Raw genomic sequence first — 25,357 nt, forward strand, 5'->3', positions numbered from 1 at the left:
TAAAAGGAAAAAAGATTAAGAAGTTTTGTGTACGGCGTCCCGCACTATCTGCGCATGGTCAAATGCCAGGGGTGGCAATGCATTCAAATCAAAGAATTTTGTGTCGGATGCATCATCTCCTCCTTTGGGCAATCCTTTTTTGACCGAAAGAAGATAAGCAATTGACACTGTATGCCCTCTTGGGTCCCTATCAGGGTCTGAATAAACTCCCAGCAGTGATTGCACGGTAGTTTCAAGCCCTGTCTCCTCCTTCACCTCTCTCACCACCGCCTCCTCTACCGTTTCGCCATATTCGACGAAGCCGCCCGGCAATGCCCACCGCCCTTTGAATGGGTCATTTTTTCTCTTTATCAGCAGAATTTTTTTGTCTTTGATTACCACACCGTCAACCGTGAGTTTTGGAGATTTCATGGTATGCAATTATCTTGGCAAATAAAAATGCAACCCCTGTTATTTGAGTAAGCAAAGACTGCAGTCAAAAACTCTATAGTTCTATACTTTTGTTCTTATTAGATTATACTATACTAAACTATGCAACAAATGAAAAGTTTAAGAACCAAATCGCGATACCATTATGTGAGAAAATGCCCGTAATAAGAATATCGGAAGAGCTTTATGGGACTATAGGGAAATTGGGATATGGCCACGAAAAGGTAGAAGATATCTTGTGGCGAATATTAAAATACACAGATATAACAAGACTAATAGAAGATCTGACAAAGGACAGAGCAATCTCTATAGAGCCACCTGTAAAAGAGTATAAGGGGGGCAAAAAAATCTTGGGGAAAAATAAACTGGATAAATTACTTATAGGGATAAAATTGCGACATAAATTCAGAGATAAGTTCGGAGATGGGAGAATTGTTTATGCTACGGTAAAGGATGGCTATATCCTTTTCGAGGGAGAAAAATACTCATCTCTATCAGCTGCTGGTTCTAAAGCAGCGGGATATTTAGTTAATGGGTGGAAGTTCTGGGAATACTATGATGAAGATGCAGGGGGATGGAGAAAAGTAGATGAATTCAGGAAGAGTGAATGAAAAAATTTGTAAAGCGTTTTCCCGAGCTTGTATATTTGGTATATTAAATATATTATAGATAAATAGTATAATAAAGATAAAAAAGATAAAATTTATATATCCTAAACGTTATTCAGTATTGGTTGGATAAAATGAATAAGAAAAAAGATGAAGAGAACGAACTTGAAAATAAAGAGCCTGAATTGAAAAATATTAAGGTTACAATGGCAGTAAAAAATTGGCTTGATGGACATGGGAATAAGGGCGAGACTTACGATCAGATATTGAGACGATATTTACTTCACGAGGGGAAACACAGTAATTTGGAGGATAAAATTGAAACGTGTGCAAAGGAAAACAAGATAAACAAATGGAAAATCGGACCGAACAACTACCGTAATATTGCCGGATATATCTACAACATTGGCTATGAAAATGATGATGTGGAGGTGACCATCCGAAAAGGTATTATGGGTATGGGTAACAACTGGCTTTGTTACACTGTGAATGGTGTAACATTTGCTAAGATAAGTCCACAGTGTGATAGTGTTTCCGTAGCATGGCTTGCTGAAATAGAAGGTAAATTAGTTTGGCGAGGTCCTTTCCCACTACGCAAAAGTGATGATTTCGATTTTCGTTTTTATAATGAATTTTCAGATGATATAAGGAAAGCTTACCGTCTTGCAAAAAGTATAGTAAACGGATTGGGGGATAGATATATTGCTCTTGTTAGTAAGATAACAATGATAGAGGAATCCATTAGAAAACTTCAGGGTGAATTAAAAACAATAAAAAGGTGAAAAGTGAAATGAAGGAAATAACATTAAAGGTTGTTGAAGCCCCTCCACAAGACGTGAGATCTGGAAGGGTAAGGTTATCTGAAAAGGTAGCAGCAGAACTTGATATATCCTACGGAAGTATTGTTGAAATAGAGGGTAGTAAAAGAACTGGTGCAGTGGTATGGAGAGCCCACCCGATAGATGAGGGAAAAGGAATAATCAGGATAGACAACTTCACTAGAAAGAACGCTGGAATTGAAATAGGGGACAAGGTAATAGTTAGGAAAATAGTTCCCAAAACAGCAAAAAAAGTGGTAATGGCTCCGGCAATTTCTCAGGGGCAGAAAATCCAATTCAGGCAGGACATAGAACATTTAGTTAAAAGAGGACTGCTGAAGAGGCCCGTGAGTATGGGAGACACAATCGTTATACCCGGCATAGCTTTATTCGGGAATAGTTTACCTTTCTCTGTGTGTTATACAAAACCAAGAGGAATTGTAGCTATTACAGGAGAAACAAATGTTGTTGTTAATAAGGAGCCTGTGGAATATCCATTCCAAGTATCTGGGAAAGACGAAATTAAGATTTTGGAGAAATTTATCAAGGAAAACCCAAAATTAGATAAAAATGTAATAGTGGCAATACAACAATTAATTCCTATCATAAAACGCTTAAAAGAAGTGAGGAAAGATGCAGAAAGAATAAAAAAGGATTCTATTGATTTATGCACCAGAATGGATATGCTATTAGAAACATTAGACTATCCGGAGGATGATAAAGATGAATAGTGCCGATAAGTTTGAATTTTTTGCATCCGAGAAAAGGAGAAAAGGCAAACCCAAAGATTTTTTATCTGAGCTAGCAGATAAAATAGATGTAGTCATACTGAAAAATATTCAAAAACAGTTAAAACTTCCAGGTATGTCAAATTGGATCTCGAAGTATTATGGTAGGTTGCTTTCATTACTTATGGATGAAGTTCCTCACAATTATGAAAGAGTTTTTCTCGAACCAGAAGAATTAGTCAATAATCTAGAGAAACTAGAAATGATAAAAGAGAATCTATCCCTTATCATGATAAGTTGTATAGGCGTGGCGAAAACCCTTAAAATAGATCTTCATAATTCTCTTGTGGAAACATTGAAAAGAATTGAGGGGGATTGTTAAGTTGCTTGGGTTTGATCATATAAGGTGGTATCATGTCGAGAAAAGCAGGTTTAAGTAAAAGGGCAGGGAAGAACTCAGTAAAAGAGGTGTTAGAATTAGGTTATTTAGGGGTGAAAATAATGGATGATAATGACAGAAAATTTTTTACAGAAGAAAAGAAAAGAATAATAGGAATTTACAGAGCATGTGAGAAAGAGCAAGAGAGATTATCCAAAGAAAAGGAGATTAGCCCTGAATTGGACATTGACAGGCTTATAGACAACGAGCATCACAGGATTGGGCTGAAAAACTTTTATGGGGCATTTGGCATTAATTCGCACTTTTATAGAGGAGGATATGAAATAAACGACAGGGAATTCATTGAGCAAATAAAGATAGGGCTGGCAAAAGAACTTGTGGGGATAGTAGAAGAAGAACTTGAGTGGGGAGAAAAATGAAAATTCTTCATGTGGCTGATACGCACATAGGCTATTCGGCATACCATAAAGTTAATGATAACGGGCTTAATCAGCGGGAAGTGGATGTCTATGACGCATTCAAACAATTTGTTGATTATGCAATCGAAAAAAAGCCGGATTTAATCGTCCATTCCGGTGATTTATTCGATACGGTTCGGCCTACAAACAGGGCTATAACCTTTGCCCTCCAGCAAATCATAAGAATATCCAATGAAGGCATACCCATGGTTATACTGTCTGGAAATCACGAAACTCCCAAATTGAGAGAGACGGGAAGCGTATTCAGGATTTTCGAGCATCTTGATTGCATATACCCCGTGTATAAAGGGGCATATGAGAAATATGAATTTGATGATGTTACGGTGCATGCAATACCTCACTGCAGTACTGGAGATGATCTAAAAAGAAATATAGAAAACCTGGAAATAAGCAAAGGCAGCTTCAATTTGCTTATGATGCATGTTGGTGTGGCTGGCGTAAAAGAATTTCGGACCGGGGATTTCAACGAGCAGGTTATACCAAGCGGATACCTCTCCCCCGATTTTGATTACATCGCTCTGGGGCACTACCACAAAAAAACGAGGGTTGCAGAGAATGCATATTACTCCGGTTCGACAGAGCATCTCTCGTTCAAGGAGGCTGATGAAGGGAAGGGATTTTTTGAGATAGATACTGCAGGTAACACGGTAAATTTCATTCCTTTGAAAATCAGGGCCATGCTGGACGTCGGCGTCATCGATTGTTCTTCCATGACATCTGATGAGATAAGTGATGAAATCGTTGGGCGGCTGAAAAACGTTGGTACGGAAGGAAAGATTTTAAGAATAACCCTGAGGAGGATAGGCAGGAACGTATACAAAGGGCTAGATTTTCATGCAATCAGAAAAATAGCATCTAATGTAATTCACTTTGAACTTTCATACGAACTTAAAGAAATGGAGCAGGAGTTGGTGAGCAAGGGAAGCATCGGCTCTCTTATGGAAGAATGGAAAGATTACATCTCTAATATCGCCATTGATGGCAAAAGAGAGGAGATAGAGAAAATCGCCCTTAAATATCTCTCAGAGGTGAGCAGTTGAAGCTGCATTCGTTAGTGCTCCACAACTACAGAAAATTTAAGCATGCCGAGATAGAATTTCCGGATGGCATTACGGGAATTATAGGAAACAACGGCTCGGGGAAATCCACCCTGATAGAGGCTGTCGGATGGGCGATATACGGCAATAAAGTTGCCCGCACCAATAAGGAAAACATAAAAAGACAGAATGCAAATCCCAGTGAGGAATGCTGGGTTAAACTAACATTCGAGATTGGAAGAGATGTTTATGAAGTCACCAGAATAATGGGAGGCAGTTCTCTTTTAACAGATGCAAATGTTAAAATTAATGGATTGGTGGCCGCCTCCTCCGCCACGGGCGTCACCCAGCTGCTGGAGAAAAAAATAGGAATGGATTATGACGCATTTTTTACATCGCTGGTTGCCCGTCAGAAGGAAATAAATGCACTTTCGAGCAAGACCCCCGGGGAGAGGAAAAGGAGCATGCTGAGAATGCTGAAAATCGATGCCATTGAAGATGCTGTCAGGAAAGTCAGAGAGGATAAAAAGGAAAAGGAAAATGTTGTGGAGGGGATGAGGTCCGCTCTCAAAGATATCGATGGATTGAAGGAGGGCATGAATGAAGGTAAGGCAAAAAAGGAGGAATTGTCTTCTAGGTTGCATGATGTAGAAAGTGCCATTTCATCACTTGAAAGCAAGGCCAGGGGGCTGGAAGTTAGGAGGGATAGGGAAAGGAAAAAGTTTGAGAGGTACAATGGATTGGAGAAGGAAAGGGAATTGCTTGATGAGAGGATAAAATCAAAGGAAAGGCAGATGGAAGAGAAAGAGAAGGAAAAAAATGAGCTTAAGGAGAAGAAAAGCAGATACGGGCAGATAGAGCCGCTGGAAAAGGAATACGACAATGTTAAGAAAGAAAAAGAGCGGATGGAAAAAGTGAGGGATAGATATCTTTCCCTAAAGAAATTGAAAGAGGATATGGTCAACCTTCAAAGCGAGGTTAAGAAACTGGATGATACTATTGCAGAACTTGAAGAAAAATTAAAGGAAAGAAAAAAAATAGCGGATGAACATGAATCGTTAAAAGCCCAGGAAAAAGCGCTTGCAGAGAAAAAAAGGGAGACAGAAAGTTCGATAAAAATAAAGAATGTTCAGATAAAGGCATCGAATGAAAGAATGGAAGAGTCAGAAAAAGAAAGAAAAAAAATAGCGGAAAGAGGGCCAGAGAGCAGTTGCCCCACGTGTGGCAGGCTTTTGAAGGACAGATATGAAAAAATACTCGAAAATTTTGCGAAAAAAGTAGAAATCGAGAAAAAAAAGATAGAAGAATTTATGGCAGAGCGAAACTCTCTCGAAAATAAAATTGTTGAAACTGATGCAGAAAAAGAAGCATTGAAGGAGAAAACGGAAGAGGTTGAAAAATTGATGGACGAAACGAAAAAAATGGAGCAGAAGTTGATTTATGTTGTTGAAAACAAAAAAGAAAAGGAGAAAAAAATAGAAGATAATAAAAATAAAATTGACGGAATGGGCGAGATAGAATTCGATGAGAAGGCGTATGAAGAGCATGGAAAAAAGGTTGGGAAACTGCTGCCGATAAAGGAGGAGATAATCGTTTTGAGAAGCGAAATTAAAAAGCTGCCGGATGTGGAAAAGCATATTTCTCAATTAAGGGAGGATATAGATGTGCTGGATAAAAGAAGGAGCGATATATATCATGAAATCGAAGAACTGGACTTCGACAAACAAAAGTATGAAATCATCGAGAAAAAATACGAAGAAAAAAGAAACGAATTGCAGAAAATGCGGGAGGAAAGAATACACATCGCCGGGAAAATTGGTCAGATAAACTCGGAACTTGAAAGAATTGCAAGGGAAATAAATGAGCAGAAAGAAATGGAAAATAAAATAAAGGAATTGAGAAAGGAAATACAGCAGTTGGACATGCTTGCAGGTGACCGCGACACGGGTCTTCTCAATGATTTCAGGAGGTATCTCATATCAAAAATTGGGCCCACGCTTTCGTATTATGCTTCCAATTTCTTTAACGTGTTTACCGCCGGAAAGTACAGCCAGATAGAAGTGGATGACAACTACGACATATACATCTACGACGATGGGGAAAAATTTGGTGTAAATCGCTTTTCAGGGGGGGAAGAAGACTTGGCAAATTTATCTTTACGCCTTGCCATTTCTCAGGTTATAGCACAGCGTTCCGGCAATCTTGAATTCAATTTCATAGTACTCGACGAAATTTTTGGTTCCCAGGATAATGAGAGGCGAACCAATGTTTTGAGTACTCTGGGAGAGTTATCACATCAATTCCAGCAGGTTATACTCATCACGCACATAGAGGAAATAAAAGATGCCATGCAATATGTGATAAGAACCTTTGAGGATGAGGAAGGCGTATCTCACATAAGGATTGAGTGAAAAAGGCGAGAGCAAAATATTAAATCTGTTTCTTCATACGACTATGGGGCCGGTAGATCAGAGGAAGATCACTTGCTTCGCAAGCAAGAGGCCACGGGTTCAAAGAAGGGATTGCACTTAGAAAGGCTGCAATCTCTTTGAACATCCCGTCCGGTCCATATTTTGTATTATCGGATATTCTTCAAATCCTATCTGACTGTGATTTTTGGGTTAGATATTTTTATAAATAATGTTTTGTTATATACTGTATTGGGGTGAAAATGCATAATGGGAGGTTTGTAAAAAATGTATTGGTTGGTTGCACCATCTGCATTCTACTCGGAGGAATTGTTTATGTGATAGCACAGCCAATTACAGCAGAAAATATTTCAGGTCCACCATGGTTTATGATATGGAAACCAAATCACTCTCTATATATCGCTAATAGACAGGTTTTGCCCCTTCCGATAAATATCTCCATTATAATAGGAAAGATAACATGTAAAGCATCAGCAACATGGAATGGAGATGGGAGCATTAACTATGTAGAATGGAGATTAGACGGTAAAGTAGTCAAAATATGTAATAAAACAGAAAATTATTCCTATGTATGGGAATGGTATGAAAAAGCAACGGGCTATCATATAGTTGAGGCGACTGCATATTTTGTTAATGGAAGCGTAGTTTCTGATGAAGAAAAAGTATTGATATATAATCTCTAATTCACTCTTCGCTAGTATTAAAACATAGACGACAAACAGGCCAACATTGAGGACGGATCGTGTTTCTAGTGGTACGAAAATCTATTGGGCCAATGGCTAAATGGCGTAGAGATGGTCACATAAGCAAACTTTAGTCCTCCTTGGGGGTAAGATTTATAAAGAAAAATGTAATATTATTTTTTTAGGATGATAAAAATACAAAAAATAGGAAGTAAGACATTGGCATGTTTGTCGACAGTGATGCTTTTTTTGATGCCATTATCAGTAGATAAAGGAAATCTTGAAGAAATCAAAGTATAGGATATTTTCCATGGAAATAATAGTGAGTGGAATAAGACCTTCGGCGGAGGAGGAATGGACAATGGCTATTCTGTCTGGCAGACCAATGATGGCGGCTACATTATCGGAGGACGTACGGATTCATTTAGTAATGAAACAGATTTTGATATGTGGCTTATTAAAACAGATGGGAATGGTAACGAACAATGGAATAAAACCTTTGGTGGGGTAGAGAGGGAAAAATGTCGTTGCGTAAGGCAAACTACCGATCATGGATACATTCTGGCAGGATCAAGATACATTATAGAAGAAGATGCGCATGCATGGGTGGTTAAAACCGATAAGAATGGAAGGGAGGAGTGGAATAGAACCTATGGAAATTGGAGCAGTGGGAATTGCATTCAGCAAACAAATGATGGTGGCTATATTATTGTAGGAAATGTCTGTGGGCAGAAGTATGAGGATAGCGATATTTTGCTTGTGAAAACCGATGAATATGGTAATGAAGAATGGAATAAGACTTTTGGAAGAAATAAATATGAGGGAGGTGCGACGGTTCAGCAGACCGATGACGGCGGTTATATAATAGGAGGAGATACTAACTGTCTTGAATGTTACCCTAATGCACTTCTTATAAAAACTGATGAATATGGTAATGAAGAATGGAATAAGACTTTTGGAGGAACGCTCTCCTCCGTTCAGCAAACCAAGGATAGCGGATATGTTATAGGAGGAAGTATCAGAAAATGGAACAGATGGCTATGCTACACTCATCCAGATATCTGGATGATAAAAACAGATTCCATGGGAAATGTGGAATGGGAAAGGAGTTTTGGTACCGGCCGCCATGAGGCGGGGGAATATGCACAACAGACCTCAGATGGGGGATTTATAGTTGTAGGGGAAACCTATCACGTGAGGTCATTTGTAGGCTATAATGGTGATGATGAGTTTGACATCTGGTTGATAAAAATTGATGATAACGGCAATGAAGAGTGGATTAAAAAACTGGGAGAAAAAGAAAACTATGAATATACCTCCGAAGTACATCAAACTTTTGACGGAGCATACATCATCGTTGGAGGAATATATCCTTGGGGTACAAGGGACTGTGATGTCTGGCTGATTAAAACAGCGGAGCCAACCATAAAAATAGAGTTAACTGGCAGTGGTTTGGGTGTATCGGCACTTATCAAAAATACCGGGAAAGAAGATTTACACGACATAAACTGGTCGATTTATGTAGAAGGCATAGTGTTCACTGGTGGATATACGCACGGAGTCATTCCCTTATTGCCCGCGGGAGGTCAAACAACTGTTAGTAGTGGCATCGTGCTTGGTGTTGGCCCAATAACGATTAAAATAACTGCGGAAGAAGTAGCGTTGATTTTGAATTTCCTCCTACTTGCCTATCTTATGCTGCCCATGTAAAGCAGATCCAAACAAACTCTAAATTCACATCTGATAGTATAGTTATTGTATATGTACCTTTAATAATGCAAAGAGACAAATCTCAAAATCTCTCTCGAAAAACTTATGACTTACCTAATGGATGAAAATGCTTCATATGAACCAGAGCAGTTTCCCGGACTTATATTTAAAGATGGGAGAGCCAGTTTTCTACTTTTCCATAGCGGAAAGATGATCCTACAGGGGCTAAAACTTTAGATGACGCTAAAAAACACCTTAGGACATTTAAAGACAAGATTGAAAAATACAATTTGAAGTAAGAAATATAGAAAATGTATGGGATTGTTTAAAGCAACTGCAAACTATCTATGCTATTTAATCAGGATATTCCGCCGAATATTTTTTAGAAAGGAATTGCCGGATTAACGGGAACGGCTTCATTCAAATTTTAATCAGATGATTAGCAAGTAAACTGTGATATAAAAATGCAAATAATGCAAATGATTTTAAGACAGCAAACCATTTATAAACGGTTAAAATGAATGACAAGAAAAAAAATACCTGTTTTGGGCATGGAGGAAAAGACCTATGGAATGATATGGGGCACGGTAGCGATTGTTTTAGGACTGGTCATACTTCTATTTGTCTTCTCCCAAGCGTACGAAATTGTACAGAATCCCTCGGAGAAACTCGATGAATGGGTACCAAAGGAGATAGAAGGCCCAACTGCATCATTTAGTTGGGTATCTCATGACACCTCTGTTACCTTCAATGATGATTCTAAGGAGGGAGACGGAAAGATAACGAGTTGGCACTGGGATTTTGATGACAGCTCCTCTAGTAATGAGAGAAACCCCCGTCATGATTATTCCGACTATGGAGAATATACCGTATCTCTAGAAGTTGAGGATGAGAACGGCAAGAGCAGCAGTGTAGATACAATTATGCATTTGGAGGAGGGTTCCAACAATGGCCATACCGAAGAGGGTTTTCCTTTTGACCTGGGCATTATTGGCAATGTACTCGAAAGGTTTGTCATTGTAGGTCTTTTGACAGGTCTCTTTGCTGTTTTGGTCATGATTGGTGGGAGAATCACCATGGCCGGTGTTCATCTCCTGAGACCAATGCCAAAGACCTTCAAAGTTAAAGTGAAACCCAGGGATATGGAGGTTGAGATTCCGAGCAAACAGATAGAAGAAAATCAACCAGAAAAACAAACATAAGAAAGATAAAAAATTACGATATTGGAGTTGGTCTTATCTGGAAGAAGGATTTGCTGGGCTTATGGGAATGAATTTATTTTAAATCCTAGAATCCGAGTCTTACTCAAATTCCCAGCCAACATTTATATGAGGATATAGCGCCTACGAAATCTCAAAATAAACAGAATACCACCAACTATAAATATCATGAGGGGCTATAGGGACGACGACATGTAATTTAATTTTAAGGGGCATGGATGGATTTACTTGATTTGTTTGGTTTGCTCTTTTTTGTTAATTGCTGTTGATACAAAGTAAACAAACAAAGGTAAAAAAATGAAAAAAGAAACAATTACAAAATCATGCAATATATATCATAGATGTATAAGAAGTACATGTAAACAGATTTTGGAGGCATAATATGAAATTTGAAGAGTTAGAAATGAATACAATGTTTCTCAAGAAGATAAGGGAGCATGGATTCAAAGAACTTACTTATATTCAGGAAAAGTGCATACCTGAAATATATAAGGAAAAAGATGTGGTTGGCCAGGCGGAAACCGGTTCGGGAAAAACTCTTGCTTTTGGTCTCCCCTTACTTGACGGAGTTATTTCCGGCAAGGGAATTCAGGCGCTCGTTCTTACCCCGACAAGGGAACTTTGTGTACAGGTAACGGAAGTTTTGCAGGATTTCGGAAAACCGCTTGGCATAAAGACAACGAGCGTATACGGCGGTGTAAGCATAGAACCCCAAATAAAGAATATACGCAGATCCGATATAATCGTCGGCACTCCGGGCAGAATACTCGACCATCTCGGCAGGAATACAATAGACTTCAGCAATTTGAGATTTCTCGTGCTTGACGAAACTGATAGAATGCTTGATATGGGATTCATAGACGATGTTAACAAAATCATATCCCACACACCCAGGAAACGACAGACTCTGATGTTCAGCGCCACAATATACGAGGACGTTCACAGAGTCATGAACAGATATCTGAGAAATCCGACGATTGTGAAGACCCGCTCTCATGTAGATGCGAGCAAGTTGAAGCAGGTGTATTATGACATATTCCAGCAGAATCTCAAATTTTCCCTTCTCGTTCATCTGCTCAAAAACAGCACTCCTGGCCTTGCGATAGTTTTCTGCAGCACGAGACAGGAATCAGATATAGTTGCAAAAAATCTCAGAAGGCAGAGCGTAAATGCTGTGGCGATACACGGGGGGATGAGCCAGAACAAAAGATTACAGTCGCTCAATTCACTGAAAAACAAAAGAACCGATGTGCTTGTTGCAACTGATGTGGCAGCCAGAGGGCTTGACATAAAGGGTGTCACCCACATATACAACTATGATACGCCAAAGACAGCCAAGGATTATGTCCACCGTATAGGAAGGACTGCACGTGCCGGAGAGAATGGCAATGCAGTCACCCTTCTCACAAAGCGCGACCACGACAACTTCAGGCGAATACAGAAGGAATATAAAATGGAGATAGAACGGATGGATATGCCCGATTTCAGGAGAGTTGCATTCACAAGGGATTCTGGTAGGAAGTCCGATAGGAGATTCAATAAGAGACCTGACGGAAGGTCTGATAGACGGGAGAGTCGATTCAGGGGGTATAGCAAATACCCGCCTTCCCGCAGTCATGCGTCCGTAAAACCAAGGTATCACAACCGATGGTAAATGCATCATCTCCTCTTCATCCATTCCGTTTTTAATCCCGGACGCATACCAGAATAAATAGAAAAAGCAAAAAATGCGGGAAGGTTAATTTTCAATGAAAAAACCGTACATTGCTCTTTCCATTTCAGTCATTTCGGTTTCGTTCGCCGCAATATTCATAGTGTCAGCAAATGCCCAGCCCCTCGCCATAGCTTTCTACCGCCTGCTGTTCACAACACTGTTAATATCTCCGCTTATATTATTGAACAAAAAATACAGGAAGGAAATAGTAACGCTTCACCGCTCACAGATAATTACCATGGTGGGGATAGGAATAATTCTCGCCGCCCACTTCGCTTTCTGGATTTCTTCTCTCGCAAAAACCTCGGTAGCAAGTTCAGTAATACTTGTGACAGCCCATCCAATTATGGTCACGCCTCTTGCATATCTTCTGTTTAAAGAAAAACCTTCTATTGTGAACACGGCTGGCATACTTTTATCCATTTCGGGGGCAATCATCCTTCTTTTGGGAAATTACGGCATTCAGTCATCAACACTTGAGGGAAATCTACTTGCAATACTCGGAGGGGCAGCCGCCGGCTTGTACATACTGGGCGGAAGAAAGATGCGAAAATCCGTCTCAACAATATGCTATGCTTTTGTGGTGTATGCCATTGCTTCCATAACGTTGTTGATAATGTGTCTTTTGTTTGATTCTCCTGTTTACGGTGTTGGCATGAGAGACTACGTAATAATTCTATTGATGGCTCTGGTCTCTGGAATATTCGGGCATACGATGTACAATTGGTCGCTGAAATATGTACGGGCAGCATTCGCATCGGTGTCTTTGCTTGGCGAACCGCTGTGCTCTTCACTGCTTGCATTTGTCCTGCCGTGGATTGGGCAGGTGCCGACTTTTTATACAATTCTGGGTGGCTCTTTCATTCTTATCGGCATATATCTGGCGTCGAGAAATGTGGCAGGATATGCAGAATATATATGATAGAAAGGTGTGTCATAATTTTTTCAAAATTTACGTGAGCTAAAATATTTTTTAAAGAGGATTTATAAGTCGCTGGCATATGCATGAAAAACATGAGGGTTGCAATAACAGGTGCAGCAGGCTATTTTGGGCGGAGAATAATAGAGAGACTTGAAAAAAATGAGGAATGCGAGAAAATCGTTGGCATTTCAAGAAGAAAATTTGACCACTCTTTTAAAAAGCTGGATTATTATCAGATGGATGTCAGGAGCGACAAAATCGGACAGTTATTCAGTAAATATGGGATTGACACGGTCATACATCTTGCATTCGTTTTGAATCCAATTCATGATAAAAAGGAAATGCACAGCATAAATGTTGATGGAGCGAGGAATGTGCTTGACTCGGCAATACGTGCAGGAGCAAAAAAAATTATTGTAACGAGCAGCACGATGACCTATGGGGCCTGGCCAGATAATCCAGAATTTTTAATGGAGAGCAGTCCTTTAAGAGGCCATCCAAAATACTACTACAATAAGGACAAGGTTGAGATTGAAAAATTATGCAGCACTTTTAAGAAAAAAAATCCAGACATTATTCTTACGATATTGAGGCCGTGCCTGGTTCTTGGGCCTAACGTAAATCATTTTTATTCCCGCATTATTAATTGGCCGATCCTTCCATTGGTCGGTGGGGCTAACCCGGATATGCAGTTTATTCACGAAGACGATGTTGCAAAGGCTTATGAATTTTTTTTGATGAATGATATGGATAGCGTTTTCAACATTGTGGGGGAAGGAACAATGAAATGGAAAGAAGTTATTGAAATGGCAGGGAAAAGAGCCGTTAAGATACCGGGCTTTATTGTCCATTCCCTGCTTAGCCTTCTATGGAATCTACGTTTAACAGAAATACCCTCTGAAATTCCGGATTTTGTAAAATACAGGTGGGTTGCATCCGGGGAGAAAGCTAAAAAAGTCGGCTTCATTCCAGACTACACATCAAAAGAGGCCCTCTATTCCTTCTTGAAAAAGTAGAAAAACTTTTTACCTCTTTCAAGTTACGATACTTTCCTGGGCCCGTGGGGTAGCTTGGTATCCTTCCAGCTTGGGGTGCTGGTAACCCGAGTTCAAATCTCGGCGGGCCCATTCCCTCATTTTTCGGTGGTCATGTACGGAATTCCATTTTTTATTTTATATTCGGCTTTACATTTTGTGCATGTAAGCAGTCCTTCCATGACATCATCATCTCTCTTTTTCTCTATTTTCAGCTCTAATTCTTCACGGCATGACGGGCAGCACATCAGCTTCATGAATTTCTCTCTCATCATTATGTCATAAACAAATTAAATAAAAAGGTGATTATCATACATGCGTCTTGCACTGAAAATTGCCTATGACGGGACGATGTACCATGGGTACGCCCGCCAGCCTGGTGCCATTACAATTGAAGGAGAAATCATGAAAAAATTGCTCGCCATGGGGGCGATTGAGAATGAAAGGGATGCACATTTTCAGGTTGCATCGAGGACTGATAAAGGGGTGAGTGCTGCGGGAAATATAATCGCTTTTAATACAGATATGGAAGCTGGATCTGTGGCAAACGCTCTCGCCCATTCCGTGAAAGGCATATGGGTGGCGGGTTTTACGGAGATGCCATATAATTTCAACCCACGTTACGTCAGAAGTAAAACATACAGATACTACCTATATAACGACAATTTCAATATCGATGCCATAAGGAATGCGGTAGAGCTATTTGTCGGAGAACACGATTTTACAAATTTTGCTAAACTGGATGGGAGAAATCCTGTAAGAAGGATTGACAGGGCAAAAGTTTCGGTAGGAAAAATACTGAAAATAGATTTTGAAGGAAAAAGTTTCTTGTGGAATCAAATCAGGCGTATGGTTGCCGCAGTGGAAAAAGCAGGAAAGGAAGAAATCTCTGTGAAGGATATTGAGGCCGTTTTAGAAAGAAAATGCAAAAAAAATTTCGGTGTTGCACCGCCAGAAAATTTGCTACTGGTGAAAATAGAGTATTCAAAAAAATTAGATTTTTGCCACGCCAGTAAAACGAAACCGTTCATATCAGACGTATTGAAAAGATGCGAGATAAACACGAAAATATTCGAAGACATCGAAAGATTTTTTTCCCTACCGAAATGAATATATATACAATTCCCATTATATCATTCAGGTGATTGTATAATGAAGATAAATGCGATTAAGTTTTGTCTGGTTTTGGGGATGGCAGCACTTTTAATTGTACCGGGAATAATGGTTATGCCAGCAACTTCCAGCAACTCGCCAAAAGTGGTGCCTGTCAATTGTTCTGTTGTAAAACAAAATAAAGTTTCTGCTGTTGCAGAAACATACATAACTGTAGGGGAGGCAAAAGAATTAACCAAGAAATGCAATGAAGCGGCTGGAGCCTTTGAGGTGATTTATAACTCAAATTCTTCCAATACTGAAAAAGACCGTGCATTGGAGATTATAGGGAATACCATTCAGACGATGAAAGAATTGGGAATTCTGCCAGAAAATTATTCTGCAGAGTTGATAACCAATATGCTATTCTGGCCTTTCGGGCCGTCGCACGGCATTGATATATTCACGCCTGTAATCAGTGTAGGTCAGGGTTTCTCATGGATTCCTCTTTATCCCGGAGAGGCTTTCCTGGGCATTATGCTGAGGCCAATATTTGTTCTGTACCCTCTAATTGGTTACACTGCATCCCTTGGCGTTAATCTTCTGCCCCCGAGGATAGAGTACTGGGATTTGGTCGGCCCTCAGGTCTTTATGGCGTGGGGTTTTGCCGGCATATACATTAATTTCGGCAAGATAGGCCTTGGCGTACCAAATACGAACTTCATGCTTGGTTACTCTATTGCTACGGCAGGAATAAGCCTTCTCTAAGGCTGCTTTTTCCTTTTTATAATTTTTATTTTTCGATGCTAAACTTTATTAAGGGCATTTGCATTTGGAATTTAATGGGTGGACAGCTTAGAGCATGGTTGCAATTAGTTAGACCTTTTACTCTTATAGCGCCGTTTATAGCAGTATTTTTCGGGGTCATCATTCAGCTGTCAGTATATAGGGATACGGCAATATTCCTGCCAAATTTGCCGACAATAATTTTTGCATCTCTTGCTCTGTCTGCAGCTCAGGCTGTGGGACAGATTTTGAATCAGGTAGAAGATGTCGAAATAGACATACTAAATAATAAGGATTATCGTCCGATACCAAGCGGAAAAATAAGTGTTGGGCAGGCAGAAATAGTTACATGGACATTGGCAATATTTTCAATATTGGTTGGCTTTGCAATAACTGTTTATTATGGAATATTTATAATGATTTTCATTTTATTTGGCATACTGTACAATCTTGAGCCGTTCAGGATTAAAAAGCGTCTCTGGATGAACACAGCATCACTTGCCGTATCTCGCGGCCTTCTCCCTTTGCCTGCAGCATGGAGCATATTTGGCAATCCTGCTGATGCGGCTCCATGGCTTCTCGGGAGTATAATGGCCGTCTGGGTGCTGGCATGGCAGAACACAAAGGATCTGGATGATATTGAGGGCGATAAAAGTTGTGGGGTGATGACTCCTGTGGTGTATCATAAGCGGAAAACATTGACATTCATAGTGGGCATTTTATCATTCATTACATTCATTCTACTTGCCTTTTATATATCGTCGGGTTGGCTTCCATCCAATATGGTAACTTTGTTTATTCTGTCAATACCAACTGCATGGATGTTCTATAAAATGGTTAAAAATAACATATCTGCAATATCACTGGAAAATAACGAACTATGGGCATCTTTTTATCTTACTTTGGCGGGTTTTTACATAGTTACGGCTGCAGCCTATCTTATAGGGCCGTATCTAACCCTCTTTTCCTAATCCAGATTTTTGCCCATATAGATTCCATCGTTTTGATATCCTAAACTTCTATAATACTCCCTGACGCCTATGCCGCTTAAAACCAGAATTTTTTCTTTTCCCGCCTTTCTTGAAATTTCTTCTGTCTCGTTTACCAACTTCCTTCCATACCCCCTATGCTGCCATTCTTTTCCCGCCTTTTTCCCTATCGGAACAAGGGGCCCACTCACTTTTAATTCTCTTATTATGGCATCCTTTCTGTTAATCTCATGGCGATGTGGCATGGAAGGAAATCGCAACCTGCAGTATCCAATTATCAAATCATTCTCTCTGTTTTCAACTGAGAGAAATATTTCTTTTCCTCCGCCCGCCTTATAATTTCTCCTTACAATTTCAACCTCTTTTATATTTATGTTGTTTTTATACTGCCTATGCCCGACTTCCCTGCATCTTATGCATCCGCATTTCAGTCCCTTATTATCCATGTTTTCAAGAACGAGCTGGCGTAAATTGCTTTTCTTAATTCCTGCATCAATTAAGTTTGCCGGTATGTCTCTCTCCACACGCTGTATTCTCACCCATTCAGGCACGTATCTTTTCATTTCAGAAATTAGTTCGATAGCTTCATCTGTATCCAGCGGCTCGTATTCTCCATTTTTCCATTTTTCGTATAAATCCGAAGGCTTTACCACGAGAGTTGGATAAATTTTGAGCATATCGGGCCTGAATTTTTCATCTCTGAACATCCTCTTGAAAGATTCGTTGTCCATATCCCTATCGCTTCCCGGCAGTCCGGGCATTACGTGATAACATACTTTCAACCCCGAATCCCTGGATATCCTTGTGGCATACGCTATATCTGAGACAGTATGTCCTCTCCTCATTTTGTATAATACTTTGTCGTTCAAAATCTGGGCACCCAGTTCAATCCTCGTTGCACCCATATCCAAAATTCTGTCCACGTGATGCAATCTGCACCAGTCGGGCCTTGTTTCCACTGTCATACCTACGCATCTATGCTTTGTTTTCTCGTTCAAAACTTTTGCTTCTTCCAGCGTTGTCGCTCTTTTTCCATTCATAGCATCATAGCAATTCTTCACAAACCATTTCTGGTACCAAAAATCTCGGGCTGTAAAAGTTCCGCCCATTATTATCAGTTCGATTTTATCTGTCGGATGCCCCACAATTTCCAGTTGCCTTATTCTATTTGCAGTCTGTTCAAAAGGGTCATAGCCATGCATGATCGCCCTCTGCGCTGCTGGCTCCCGGCCCGTATAACTCTGCGCGGAGAAGGGGGGTCCTCCAGGGCATGGAATGCATCTTCCGTGAGGGCATGCATGTGGTGACGTCATTACAGCAACGACTGCCACCCCAGACAGTGTTCTGACGGGCTTTTTTTGTAATATTGTTTCCACCTCATATTTTTGACCATCTGGAATATGCATAAGAATGTCTGCATTTGTAGGCATTTTAATGAGGCCGTGCTTCTTGCAAAATCTTTTTTTGAATTTTTCTAAAGATTGTCTGTTATTTATCTCTCCTTTCTTTGTGGCTCGTAATATTTCCTCTGCCATTGAGCGATTATATTCTTTCATTTACGTGTATGCTATACCATTCCCGCCATCCACATTTTCATCATCTGGATAGTATTCGATGACGTCATCCTTATCAACAAACGTTTCCTTCAATCGTGTTATGCATTTCTTAAATTCGCTATCCCGGATGTCCATCTCTTCATAAATTTTACTTACAAGTTTTACTAAATCGGCAAATATCGGGACTAACGATTCCTGAAATTCATAAATCTCTTCGAGCATGGCTTCATTATACCTAAGCTCGTCCTCTAGCTCCTTAATTTTGCGGGAAATATCTTTATTTGTCTTCATAATATCATCTCTTGGAATTGTGAAAATAGGGGTAATTATTAAACCTTCGCATTCCTCCTTTTTTTCGTTAAAACCATTGCAAGTAGTACGCTCACAAACGGGATCACCACTTCAAATCCGGGAGTGCTCTTGGGACTAATTTCTATAACCTTTGTTATCTCGCTTTCTCCCCCATCTCCATCCTTTACGGTAAGTGTTATTGTATACTTTCCACTTTCCTTGTAGGTATGCTCCGGATTCCGTTTATTTGATGCCGTTCCATCCCCGAAGTCCCAGTGCCACTCGGTTATTCCTCTGTCGTCACTTGATACGTCTGTAAAATTAATTTTTTCTCCCCCAGATGCCTTTTCAGGGATGAAGAAAAATGCTGCAGTTGGTGGAGTATTTGCTATTGTTATTTTCTTTGTTGTCTCTGTTTCGGCCCCGGAATTATCGGTTACTGTAAGTGAAACAATGTATATGCCGTTGTCGTTATATTTATGCTCTGGATTCCTTTCCCGACTGCTTGTTCCATCGCCAAAATTCCATGTCCAGTTTACAATACTGCCATCACTATCCTTGCTTAAATCGGTGAATTGTATCCTATCCTGGGTGGTCGGATTCTGTGGAGAGTATGTAAAGTTTGCTGCAGGGGGATTATTGAACACTTCTATGCTTACATTGCATTCATCTTTTTCTCCACTCATGTCTTCCACTACAAGTGAAACATTGTAAATGCCGCTGTGTGAGTATGCATAGTTTGGATTTCGTTTATTCGATGTATTCCCGTCTCCAAAGTCCCAGTACCAAGACTTTATGTCAACCTCTCCATTTGGATCTGTAGAACAATCAATAAAAATAATTTTATCACCTGAAAACGGGCATGTGGGATAATATAAAAAGAAGGCAGTCGGGGGGCTGTTTGGAATGGCCGATGCATCTTCGCACATATCCATAAGCGGATAGTTGTCCATGTTTTTACCTCCAGATATTTTATACGGTATGTCTCCTATTCCGTCGCTGCCAGAAATATTCTGTGAAACCCCCGTATACTTATCTATTCCTGCATAATCGCTCCAGTAATTGCCGCCGGACAGGTAGCCATTGTCCCATGAGTTATTACTCCCTTTATCTAGAGCATTTTCTACATTGTATGCGAAATTGTTGTGGTATATCCTGTTATTCATGCCTTTTTCAATACTCACCCCATATACGTTTTTCCAGAAGGAACAATTGGATACATCATTGTTATCAGATTTTATATCCAATCCGTGCAGATTGTGGTGGATAAGCGATTTTTTAATCATATTTGATTGGGATGCATTTACAATAACGATGCCGTTTGTGTTATTGTATATGAGGCATCTATCCATACTGCTATTCGATGAGGATTCGGCAAATAAGCCGTATGCATTCCCGAAAATTGAGCAATTCTGTATCTCTATGGATAAAGAAGAATTTGCAAATATTCCATATGTATTGTTATATATCCCCTTCCCAGTGCAATTTATAATGCTTGTGTGATTTGATTGATACAAGAAAATGCCATATTCATTAATCGCGAATTCACATCTGTCAATTATTGAATCGGAAGAAAATGAACATATCCCATAAGTATTATTTGTGAATGAGCAGTTTACCAGGTTGAATGAAGATTTGTCGCCTACCGCGCCGTTAATGTTGTTATAAAACCTGCAATTATTTATATCGGCATCAGAGCCCTTGTTTAACAGTCCGGTATTGCTATCATTAAACATGTTTTCGTACATTTTTACCATATGTGAATCCGAGAGGTAAATGCCCTCATTGTTTTTCCATATGGCGTTTCCTGAGATATTGATCGATATGGAGTTTATCGCATTAATGCCACACCCATTACTGTAAATTTTGTTATTGGATATGCTATTGTTATCCGACCCGAATAAACGAATTCCGCTTTTTTCATTATCTGAAAATGTAGTATTTTCTATTGTATTGGTATGCACATTTTCAACATTAATACCCAGCCAGTTAAGGTATATTCTGCTGTCTTCTATTATAAATCTCCCATTTTTCGGTCCAATACTGTATGCATTTATACCTCGCTGTTCATTTGAAAAAATATCACAATTTGTTATTGATATGTCTGAGGAAGATTTGAATATTATGCCGTCGTTGGCATTGCCAGAAATTGTTGAGTTTTTTATGTTCCCGCCATGGGATAAGATAAGCACCATGCCATCAATATTGTTGGAAAAATTGCTTTCAACTATGGCACAATTGCTTGAGTTTACTATGAGCATGCCTTCCCCATTACTTTCTGTTGTAACTCGATAGACGGTCATATTAACACAGTTTATCAATGCAAGGTAACCAACTCCACCGTTTACGGCCTTATCCGATTGGCCTATCAAATAGTGTATGACCATTCCATTTATCTCATTTGACACATCTATATCTTCATAAAAGTGCTCACTTTTCCCTCCTTCCATATCTATGTTGTAATCATTTATGTTGAAAATATTATCAGTAAATATGTTGTGCGGAGAGTAGGAGAGCAGTAAACCAATATGATTCTCTTCTATTTCATTTTTTGAAATCGTATTATATTTGCTATTCGCTATTTCAAGGCCTATCGTATTGTTCTGTAGAGTATTATTCCCCGCTCTATTATTTGATGAATTCGCCAGGGTAACGCCTTTTTCATTGTGTGCAAATGTACAATTGGTAATATTGTTGCAATAGGAATTTTCCAAGTATAATCCATAATTATTGTTTGAAAGCGAGGAATTTTTAAGAATGCTAGCCGATACATTGCATAGATATACTGCATGTTCATTTCTAAATATGGATGTCTGCATCTCCAGATTTGCTGAATTGGCTGCGTAAATTCCATAGATATTATCATGTATATTGCACTCATATAACGTACCATTTTTTCCATAGATTTTCAGTCCAAAATCGTTTTCGTATATGTCTGAAGTTTTGAGTGTAATATTGTCTCCGCATACCGACAAACCAGCATCATTCTCCCAGATAATGCAATTTTCTATGCTTACCTGCGAATCTGTTATATTTATGCCGTAATTTTCCCCGGTATAATTGCAGGATTTTATTTCTATGCCCGAAGAATTTTTAACGTTCATTCCTCCAGTGTTTCCGGAAAATGAGCAGTTAAACAGCTCTACCTGTGAGGAATTTTGAGTATATATCCCATCGGTGTCCTGCAAGTCGAATTTGTTATTGCTTATGTTTATCAAATCACTGTTGTCAATATACACCCCGTATGTGTTACTGAAGAATGAGCAGCCATGCACCAAAATGTTGTGCGATGAAACAATTTTTGTTCCGTTACCATTCTGGGTAATGTTGCAGTTTGCTACCTCATTTTCATCTCCTTCAATAAGAATTGCTATCGTATTAAATTTTAAGGTATTGTTGTTTACAAATGTGTTTCTGGAGAACAATCTTATCCCGTTTCCATTTCCCACAAGCTCATTATTGGTTATTAGGCACGTGCCATATGTACGGACGTCAATTGCATATTGATTGATATAAAATCCATTTTCATTTATTTTATTCCTCTCTCCATTTTGAATTTCTATCGCAAAAATGTTATCAGTGAACGTATTCGATGAAATCTCATTCCCATTTCCATTCAATACTATACCGCTGGGATTCTCAATCTCATTATTTTTTATGGTATTATCCGAGCCGTCTACTATTATGCCTTTTCCGTTACCTCTCATTTCGTTGTTTGAGACATTGATATAATCTCCACGCAAATATACGCCAATTTTGTTGTCCGTGAATAGACAATTTTCTATAGTTGCGTTATCTCCGTCTGCATCTATCCCTACACTATTTGAGGCATTTGTTATCACGAAATTTTTGATTTCAGTATTATCCGATGTTATAGTTATGGCATTCCCCGCACCCATCCCATCTATGGTTGCGTTATCTCCTCTAAGCATAACAATCTTGTTAATCACAGCATTTTCCCTGTAGTTCCCATCAAGCACATATATATGGTAACCATAACTTGCCTTATTTATGCCTTCCTGTATGGTGCGAACGTGCCTTTCATCATACCATTTAATGGGTGCATCATCATCAACATAGATGTTTGCTATGGTTATGTCACAAACCTTGCTTGACGATGCTCCATCATCATCAATAACTGTTAAATTAACGCGGTATGTTCCACTTTGTGAAAAGGCATGACTTGCATTTCTCTCATAACTTGTATTGCCGTCTCCAAAATCCCACGTCCAGTTTACGATGTTGCCGTCTAAATCGGATGAATTGTCTGTAAAATTAATTATTTCTCCATCAGTGGGATATTGGGGTTCCCACGAGAAATTTGCTATTGGAGGTGCATTCACTACTTTAATATCCTTGGAATGGGATGCAAGTGCATATCCTGCATCTATAACAGTCAATGTTACATTGTACGTTCTCTTTTCAGAGTACTGATGCGCAGGATTCTGTTCATAACTTGTATTGCCGTCTCCAAAATCCCACGTCCAGTTTATCAGTTCGTCTATATCCGAGGAAATATCGCTGAATTGAACCGTGTCCAGTATCGTGGGCTCTAGGGGAGACCAGAAAAAGTTGACATATGGAATTTGGTTTAAGGTATTGATTTTTTTTGTTATAATACCGGTAGCTGAATCATCATCTTTTATGGTCAGGATAACGTTATATGTTCCATAATGGCTGTAATTATGCGATGGATTCTGGTCATGGCTTATGATTCCATCGCCAAAATCCCACGTCCAGTTTACAATGCTGCCGTCCAGATCGTAGGAATAATCAAGAAATTTTATTGAATCGTATTCTTTTGTCCAGTAAAAATCTGCAATTGGCGGAACATTGAATACAATAATCTGTTTTGTTACACCATTTCCGCCACTTGAATAGTCCTTTACGAATAAAGTTACATCATATCTTCCATTATCCACATATCTGTGAGTCGGATTTTTTTCGTAACTTATGCCCCCGTCTCCGAAGTCCCATGTCCAGTTATATATGTCTCCATCGGGGTCGCTTGAATTATCCCAGAAGTGCACAATATCCTGGGTAGTAGGTGTCTCTGGTTCCCAATAAAAATCAACTGTTGGTTTTCCTCCGTCCAATAGATTGAGATATCTGGAAATAATGATGTCCTCATCACCCTTTCGCATTGTCAATGTTATGGTGTAGTTTTTATCTTCACTATATATGTGCTTCGCCTCTTTTCCATAGCCTTTTTCTCCATCTCCGAAATTCCACGTGTAGTTGGTGATATCGGAGCCTATCGCATTGAAGTCCACTTCTCTGCTCCCGTTATTGTAAGACCAGGTAAAATCTGTTTGCTTTCCTTCATAAGAGGAAGATAAACCTTCACTTTCCTGCATTTCGGTCATAGCTATTAATACCAATGAAGCCGTAAGCGTTAGTACAAAAATTGCTTTTGCATTTGCTTTCGTTAACATTTTTTCCCCCAGCTTTATGTTTTAAAAATGAATATTGTATGCTTATTTATAAATTTGTATACTAAATGCTAAAGCTTTGCCTCTTGAACTTTATATCTACTGGCTACTGACAACACTTTTTATGAATAAAACGTACGAGTAGGACATTTTACTTTCATCTTCATTTTCTTCATCGCTATTAGGCGGCGTGTTATCCTTTTGAATTTATGCTATTTTTGGCGGTATACTGCTTATATCTCCTGCATGAATCTCTCCATTTTTTACATAAGCCCTGCATATCTTTATGGTATCCCCTTCCTCAAATTGCTGGAGCATTCTTGCCATTTCGTCCCACAAAATTATTTTTCGCTCGCCGCTTTTATCTTCAGCAATGATTGTTGCCGCAAACCTCTCCCCATTTTCTGTGAAAAATATTTTGGTTGGATAAATTTTTTTTATTTTTGCTTCTATGCCAACAATGCCTTTTCTTATCTCTTTCAATTTTTTGATTTTTATTTTGCTATCCATGTCCGGTACATCTTTTGGTTCAATTTCCACGAGTCCCCATCTGCCAACATTTATCTCTATTCCGTAATATCCCTCCTTGACATACCCATTTATTATTTTTATTATCCGTCCTTTTTCAATCTTTTCATCTTCGATAAGCCTCACGTCATTATCCCACAAGACCAGGATGCAACTGCCCGTATCATCTGAAACGACCATATTCGCTACCCTGCCGCCGTCAAATTCTCTTGTATCTCCCAAAAATTCCACTCTTGCATATAATGTCACCTCTATAGAAGGCTCGAGATCTGCTATTTTGACAACATTGAAGAAATTCTTCTTGAGTTTGTCTACAACGATCATGGCTGCCGCACCCTCATCTATAAGCTCCCCATATTTTTTCCTCTCCTCTTCCAATCTTTCCTCGAATTCTTCTTTGCCGAGCAAGTCCTTTACAGCTTCATACAATTCCTCTTTTCTGTAATTCTGCATTAGTTATGGATTGTTTCAC

The 25,357-nt window shown here is 39.3% G+C and carries 23 protein-coding genes and 2 tRNA genes; 19 read left to right on the forward strand and 6 right to left on the reverse strand.

Translation table 11 applies throughout. The annotated features are described in order from the left end of the window. Positions 1–15: 15 nt before the first annotated feature. A complete protein-coding gene (locus U9O96_01035; GenBank protein ID MEA2053695.1) occupies positions 16–411 on the reverse strand; it encodes an NUDIX hydrolase in 396 nt (131 codons plus the stop codon). A 173-nt stretch (positions 412–584) separates the two neighbouring features. On the opposite strand from U9O96_01035, the gene U9O96_01040 reads away from it, so the two are divergent. From U9O96_01040 to U9O96_01115, 16 genes are all read left to right on the forward strand, one after another. Continuing rightward, positions 585–1,040: a hypothetical protein gene (locus tag U9O96_01040; protein MEA2053696.1), complete on the forward strand. Its 456-nt coding sequence runs from the start codon at positions 585–587 to the stop codon at positions 1,038–1,040. Between the two features lie 131 nt (positions 1,041–1,171). Then, a complete protein-coding gene (locus U9O96_01045; protein MEA2053697.1) occupies positions 1,172–1,819 on the forward strand; it encodes a hypothetical protein in 648 nt (215 codons plus the stop codon). 8 nt (positions 1,820–1,827) lie between these two features. After that, positions 1,828–2,586: a hypothetical protein gene (locus tag U9O96_01050; GenBank protein MEA2053698.1), complete on the forward strand. Its 759-nt coding sequence runs from the start codon at positions 1,828–1,830 to the stop codon at positions 2,584–2,586. Continuing rightward, entirely contained in the window at positions 2,579–2,965 is a 387-nt protein-coding gene (locus U9O96_01055) for a hypothetical protein (GenBank protein ID MEA2053699.1), read from the forward strand. The genes U9O96_01050 and U9O96_01055 overlap by 8 nt, the downstream gene beginning before the upstream one ends. Before the next feature lie 32 nt (positions 2,966–2,997). Further along, positions 2,998–3,402, forward strand: a complete 405-nt coding sequence (locus U9O96_01060) for a hypothetical protein (GenBank protein MEA2053700.1) — start codon at positions 2,998–3,000, stop codon at positions 3,400–3,402. Beyond that, complete coding sequence (locus U9O96_01065; GenBank protein MEA2053701.1) at positions 3,399–4,502, forward strand: exonuclease SbcCD subunit D; 1,104 nt, start codon at positions 3,399–3,401, stop codon at positions 4,500–4,502. Before U9O96_01060 ends, U9O96_01065 begins: the two co-directional genes overlap by 4 nt. After that, positions 4,499–6,910 (forward strand): SMC family ATPase, encoded by a 2,412-nt coding sequence (locus U9O96_01070; GenBank protein MEA2053702.1) that lies wholly within the window; start codon positions 4,499–4,501, stop codon positions 6,908–6,910. The genes U9O96_01065 and U9O96_01070 overlap by 4 nt, the downstream gene beginning before the upstream one ends. A gap of 46 nt (positions 6,911–6,956) precedes the next feature. Then, positions 6,957–7,068, forward strand: a tRNA-Ala gene (locus U9O96_01075). Positions 7,069–7,170: 102 nt separating this feature from the next. Further along, complete coding sequence (locus U9O96_01080) at positions 7,171–7,611, forward strand: hypothetical protein (protein ID MEA2053703.1); 441 nt, start codon at positions 7,171–7,173, stop codon at positions 7,609–7,611. 354 nt (positions 7,612–7,965) lie between these two features. Continuing rightward, positions 7,966–9,321, forward strand: a complete 1,356-nt coding sequence (locus U9O96_01085; protein MEA2053704.1) for a hypothetical protein — start codon at positions 7,966–7,968, stop codon at positions 9,319–9,321. 87 nt (positions 9,322–9,408) lie between these two features. After that, positions 9,409–9,558, forward strand: coding sequence for a hypothetical protein (locus tag U9O96_01090; GenBank protein MEA2053705.1), 150 nt, complete (start codon positions 9,409–9,411; stop codon positions 9,556–9,558). A 284-nt stretch (positions 9,559–9,842) separates the two neighbouring features. Beyond that, the gene (locus U9O96_01095) at positions 9,843–10,523 is read left to right on the forward strand and encodes a PKD domain-containing protein (GenBank protein MEA2053706.1); all 681 of its coding nucleotides are present in this window, start codon (positions 9,843–9,845) and stop codon (positions 10,521–10,523) included. Between the two features lie 400 nt (positions 10,524–10,923). Continuing rightward, entirely contained in the window at positions 10,924–12,195 is a 1,272-nt protein-coding gene (locus tag U9O96_01100) for a DEAD/DEAH box helicase (protein ID MEA2053707.1), read from the forward strand. 94 nt (positions 12,196–12,289) lie between these two features. Then, positions 12,290–13,177 (forward strand): DMT family transporter, encoded by an 888-nt coding sequence (locus U9O96_01105; protein ID MEA2053708.1) that lies wholly within the window; start codon positions 12,290–12,292, stop codon positions 13,175–13,177. Between the two features lie 83 nt (positions 13,178–13,260). Next, positions 13,261–14,193: an SDR family oxidoreductase gene (locus U9O96_01110; GenBank protein MEA2053709.1), complete on the forward strand. Its 933-nt coding sequence runs from the start codon at positions 13,261–13,263 to the stop codon at positions 14,191–14,193. Positions 14,194–14,231: 38 nt separating this feature from the next. Beyond that, a tRNA-Pro gene (locus U9O96_01115) sits at positions 14,232–14,304 on the forward strand. 5 nt (positions 14,305–14,309) lie between these two features. Here the strand turns inward: U9O96_01115 and U9O96_01120 are convergent. Continuing rightward, positions 14,310–14,468, reverse strand: coding sequence for a Trm112 family protein (locus U9O96_01120; GenBank protein MEA2053710.1), 159 nt, complete (start codon positions 14,466–14,468; stop codon positions 14,310–14,312). A 58-nt stretch (positions 14,469–14,526) separates the two neighbouring features. Between U9O96_01120 and truA the strand changes: the two genes are divergently transcribed. From truA to U9O96_01135, 3 genes are all read left to right on the forward strand, one after another. After that, entirely contained in the window at positions 14,527–15,321 is a 795-nt protein-coding gene (truA, locus tag U9O96_01125; protein ID MEA2053711.1) for a tRNA pseudouridine(38-40) synthase TruA, read from the forward strand. Between the two features lie 42 nt (positions 15,322–15,363). Further along, entirely contained in the window at positions 15,364–16,071 is a 708-nt protein-coding gene (locus U9O96_01130; GenBank protein ID MEA2053712.1) for a hypothetical protein, read from the forward strand. A gap of 74 nt (positions 16,072–16,145) precedes the next feature. Beyond that, positions 16,146–17,060, forward strand: coding sequence for a UbiA family prenyltransferase (locus U9O96_01135; GenBank protein MEA2053713.1), 915 nt, complete (start codon positions 16,146–16,148; stop codon positions 17,058–17,060). Here U9O96_01135 and U9O96_01140 read toward each other — a convergent pair. From U9O96_01140 to U9O96_01155, 4 genes are all read right to left on the reverse strand, one after another. After that, positions 17,057–18,634: a tRNA uridine(34) 5-carboxymethylaminomethyl modification radical SAM/GNAT enzyme Elp3 gene (locus U9O96_01140; GenBank protein ID MEA2053714.1), complete on the reverse strand. Its 1,578-nt coding sequence runs from the start codon at positions 18,632–18,634 to the stop codon at positions 17,057–17,059. The genes U9O96_01135 and U9O96_01140 overlap by 4 nt on opposite strands. After that, positions 18,635–18,925 (reverse strand): hypothetical protein, encoded by a 291-nt coding sequence (locus U9O96_01145; protein MEA2053715.1) that lies wholly within the window; start codon positions 18,923–18,925, stop codon positions 18,635–18,637. It lies immediately after the preceding gene. 38 nt (positions 18,926–18,963) lie between these two features. Continuing rightward, a complete protein-coding gene (locus U9O96_01150; protein ID MEA2053716.1) occupies positions 18,964–24,360 on the reverse strand; it encodes a PKD domain-containing protein in 5,397 nt (1,798 codons plus the stop codon). Between the two features lie 204 nt (positions 24,361–24,564). After that, the gene (locus U9O96_01155) at positions 24,565–25,338 is read right to left on the reverse strand and encodes an OB-fold nucleic acid binding domain-containing protein (protein ID MEA2053717.1); all 774 of its coding nucleotides are present in this window, start codon (positions 25,336–25,338) and stop codon (positions 24,565–24,567) included. Positions 25,339–25,357 lie beyond the last annotated feature (19 nt).

The sequence above is a fragment of the Candidatus Thermoplasmatota archaeon genome, assembly GCA_034660695.1.
Classification (GTDB): Archaea; Thermoplasmatota; E2; order UBA202; family DSCA01; genus JAYEJS01.

Coding starts and splice junctions, on each gene's coding strand:
- U9O96_01035 (MEA2053695.1), bottom strand. CDS start 411: ATGAAATCTCCAAAACTCACGGTTGACGGTGTGGTAATCAAAGACAAA.
- U9O96_01040 (MEA2053696.1), top strand. CDS start 585: ATGCCCGTAATAAGAATATCGGAAGAGCTTTATGGGACTATAGGGAAA.
- U9O96_01045 (MEA2053697.1), top strand. CDS start 1,172: ATGAATAAGAAAAAAGATGAAGAGAACGAACTTGAAAATAAAGAGCCT.
- U9O96_01050 (MEA2053698.1), top strand. CDS start 1,828: ATGAAGGAAATAACATTAAAGGTTGTTGAAGCCCCTCCACAAGACGTG.
- U9O96_01055 (MEA2053699.1), top strand. CDS start 2,579: ATGAATAGTGCCGATAAGTTTGAATTTTTTGCATCCGAGAAAAGGAGA.
- U9O96_01060 (MEA2053700.1), top strand. CDS start 2,998: ATGTCGAGAAAAGCAGGTTTAAGTAAAAGGGCAGGGAAGAACTCAGTA.
- U9O96_01065 (MEA2053701.1), top strand. CDS start 3,399: ATGAAAATTCTTCATGTGGCTGATACGCACATAGGCTATTCGGCATAC.
- U9O96_01080 (MEA2053703.1), top strand. CDS start 7,171: ATGCATAATGGGAGGTTTGTAAAAAATGTATTGGTTGGTTGCACCATC.
- U9O96_01085 (MEA2053704.1), top strand. CDS start 7,966: ATGGACAATGGCTATTCTGTCTGGCAGACCAATGATGGCGGCTACATT.
- U9O96_01095 (MEA2053706.1), top strand. CDS start 9,843: ATGACAAGAAAAAAAATACCTGTTTTGGGCATGGAGGAAAAGACCTAT.
- U9O96_01100 (MEA2053707.1), top strand. CDS start 10,924: ATGAAATTTGAAGAGTTAGAAATGAATACAATGTTTCTCAAGAAGATA.
- U9O96_01105 (MEA2053708.1), top strand. CDS start 12,290: ATGAAAAAACCGTACATTGCTCTTTCCATTTCAGTCATTTCGGTTTCG.
- U9O96_01110 (MEA2053709.1), top strand. CDS start 13,261: ATGAAAAACATGAGGGTTGCAATAACAGGTGCAGCAGGCTATTTTGGG.
- U9O96_01120 (MEA2053710.1), bottom strand. CDS start 14,468: ATGAAGCTGATGTGCTGCCCGTCATGCCGTGAAGAATTAGAGCTGAAA.
- truA (MEA2053711.1), top strand. CDS start 14,527: ATGCGTCTTGCACTGAAAATTGCCTATGACGGGACGATGTACCATGGG.
- U9O96_01130 (MEA2053712.1), top strand. CDS start 15,364: ATGAAGATAAATGCGATTAAGTTTTGTCTGGTTTTGGGGATGGCAGCA.
- U9O96_01135 (MEA2053713.1), top strand. CDS start 16,146: ATGGGTGGACAGCTTAGAGCATGGTTGCAATTAGTTAGACCTTTTACT.
- U9O96_01140 (MEA2053714.1), bottom strand. CDS start 18,634: ATGAAAGAATATAATCGCTCAATGGCAGAGGAAATATTACGAGCCACA.
- U9O96_01145 (MEA2053715.1), bottom strand. CDS start 18,925: ATGAAGACAAATAAAGATATTTCCCGCAAAATTAAGGAGCTAGAGGAC.
- U9O96_01150 (MEA2053716.1), bottom strand. CDS start 24,360: ATGTTAACGAAAGCAAATGCAAAAGCAATTTTTGTACTAACGCTTACG.
- U9O96_01155 (MEA2053717.1), bottom strand. CDS start 25,338: ATGCAGAATTACAGAAAAGAGGAATTGTATGAAGCTGTAAAGGACTTG.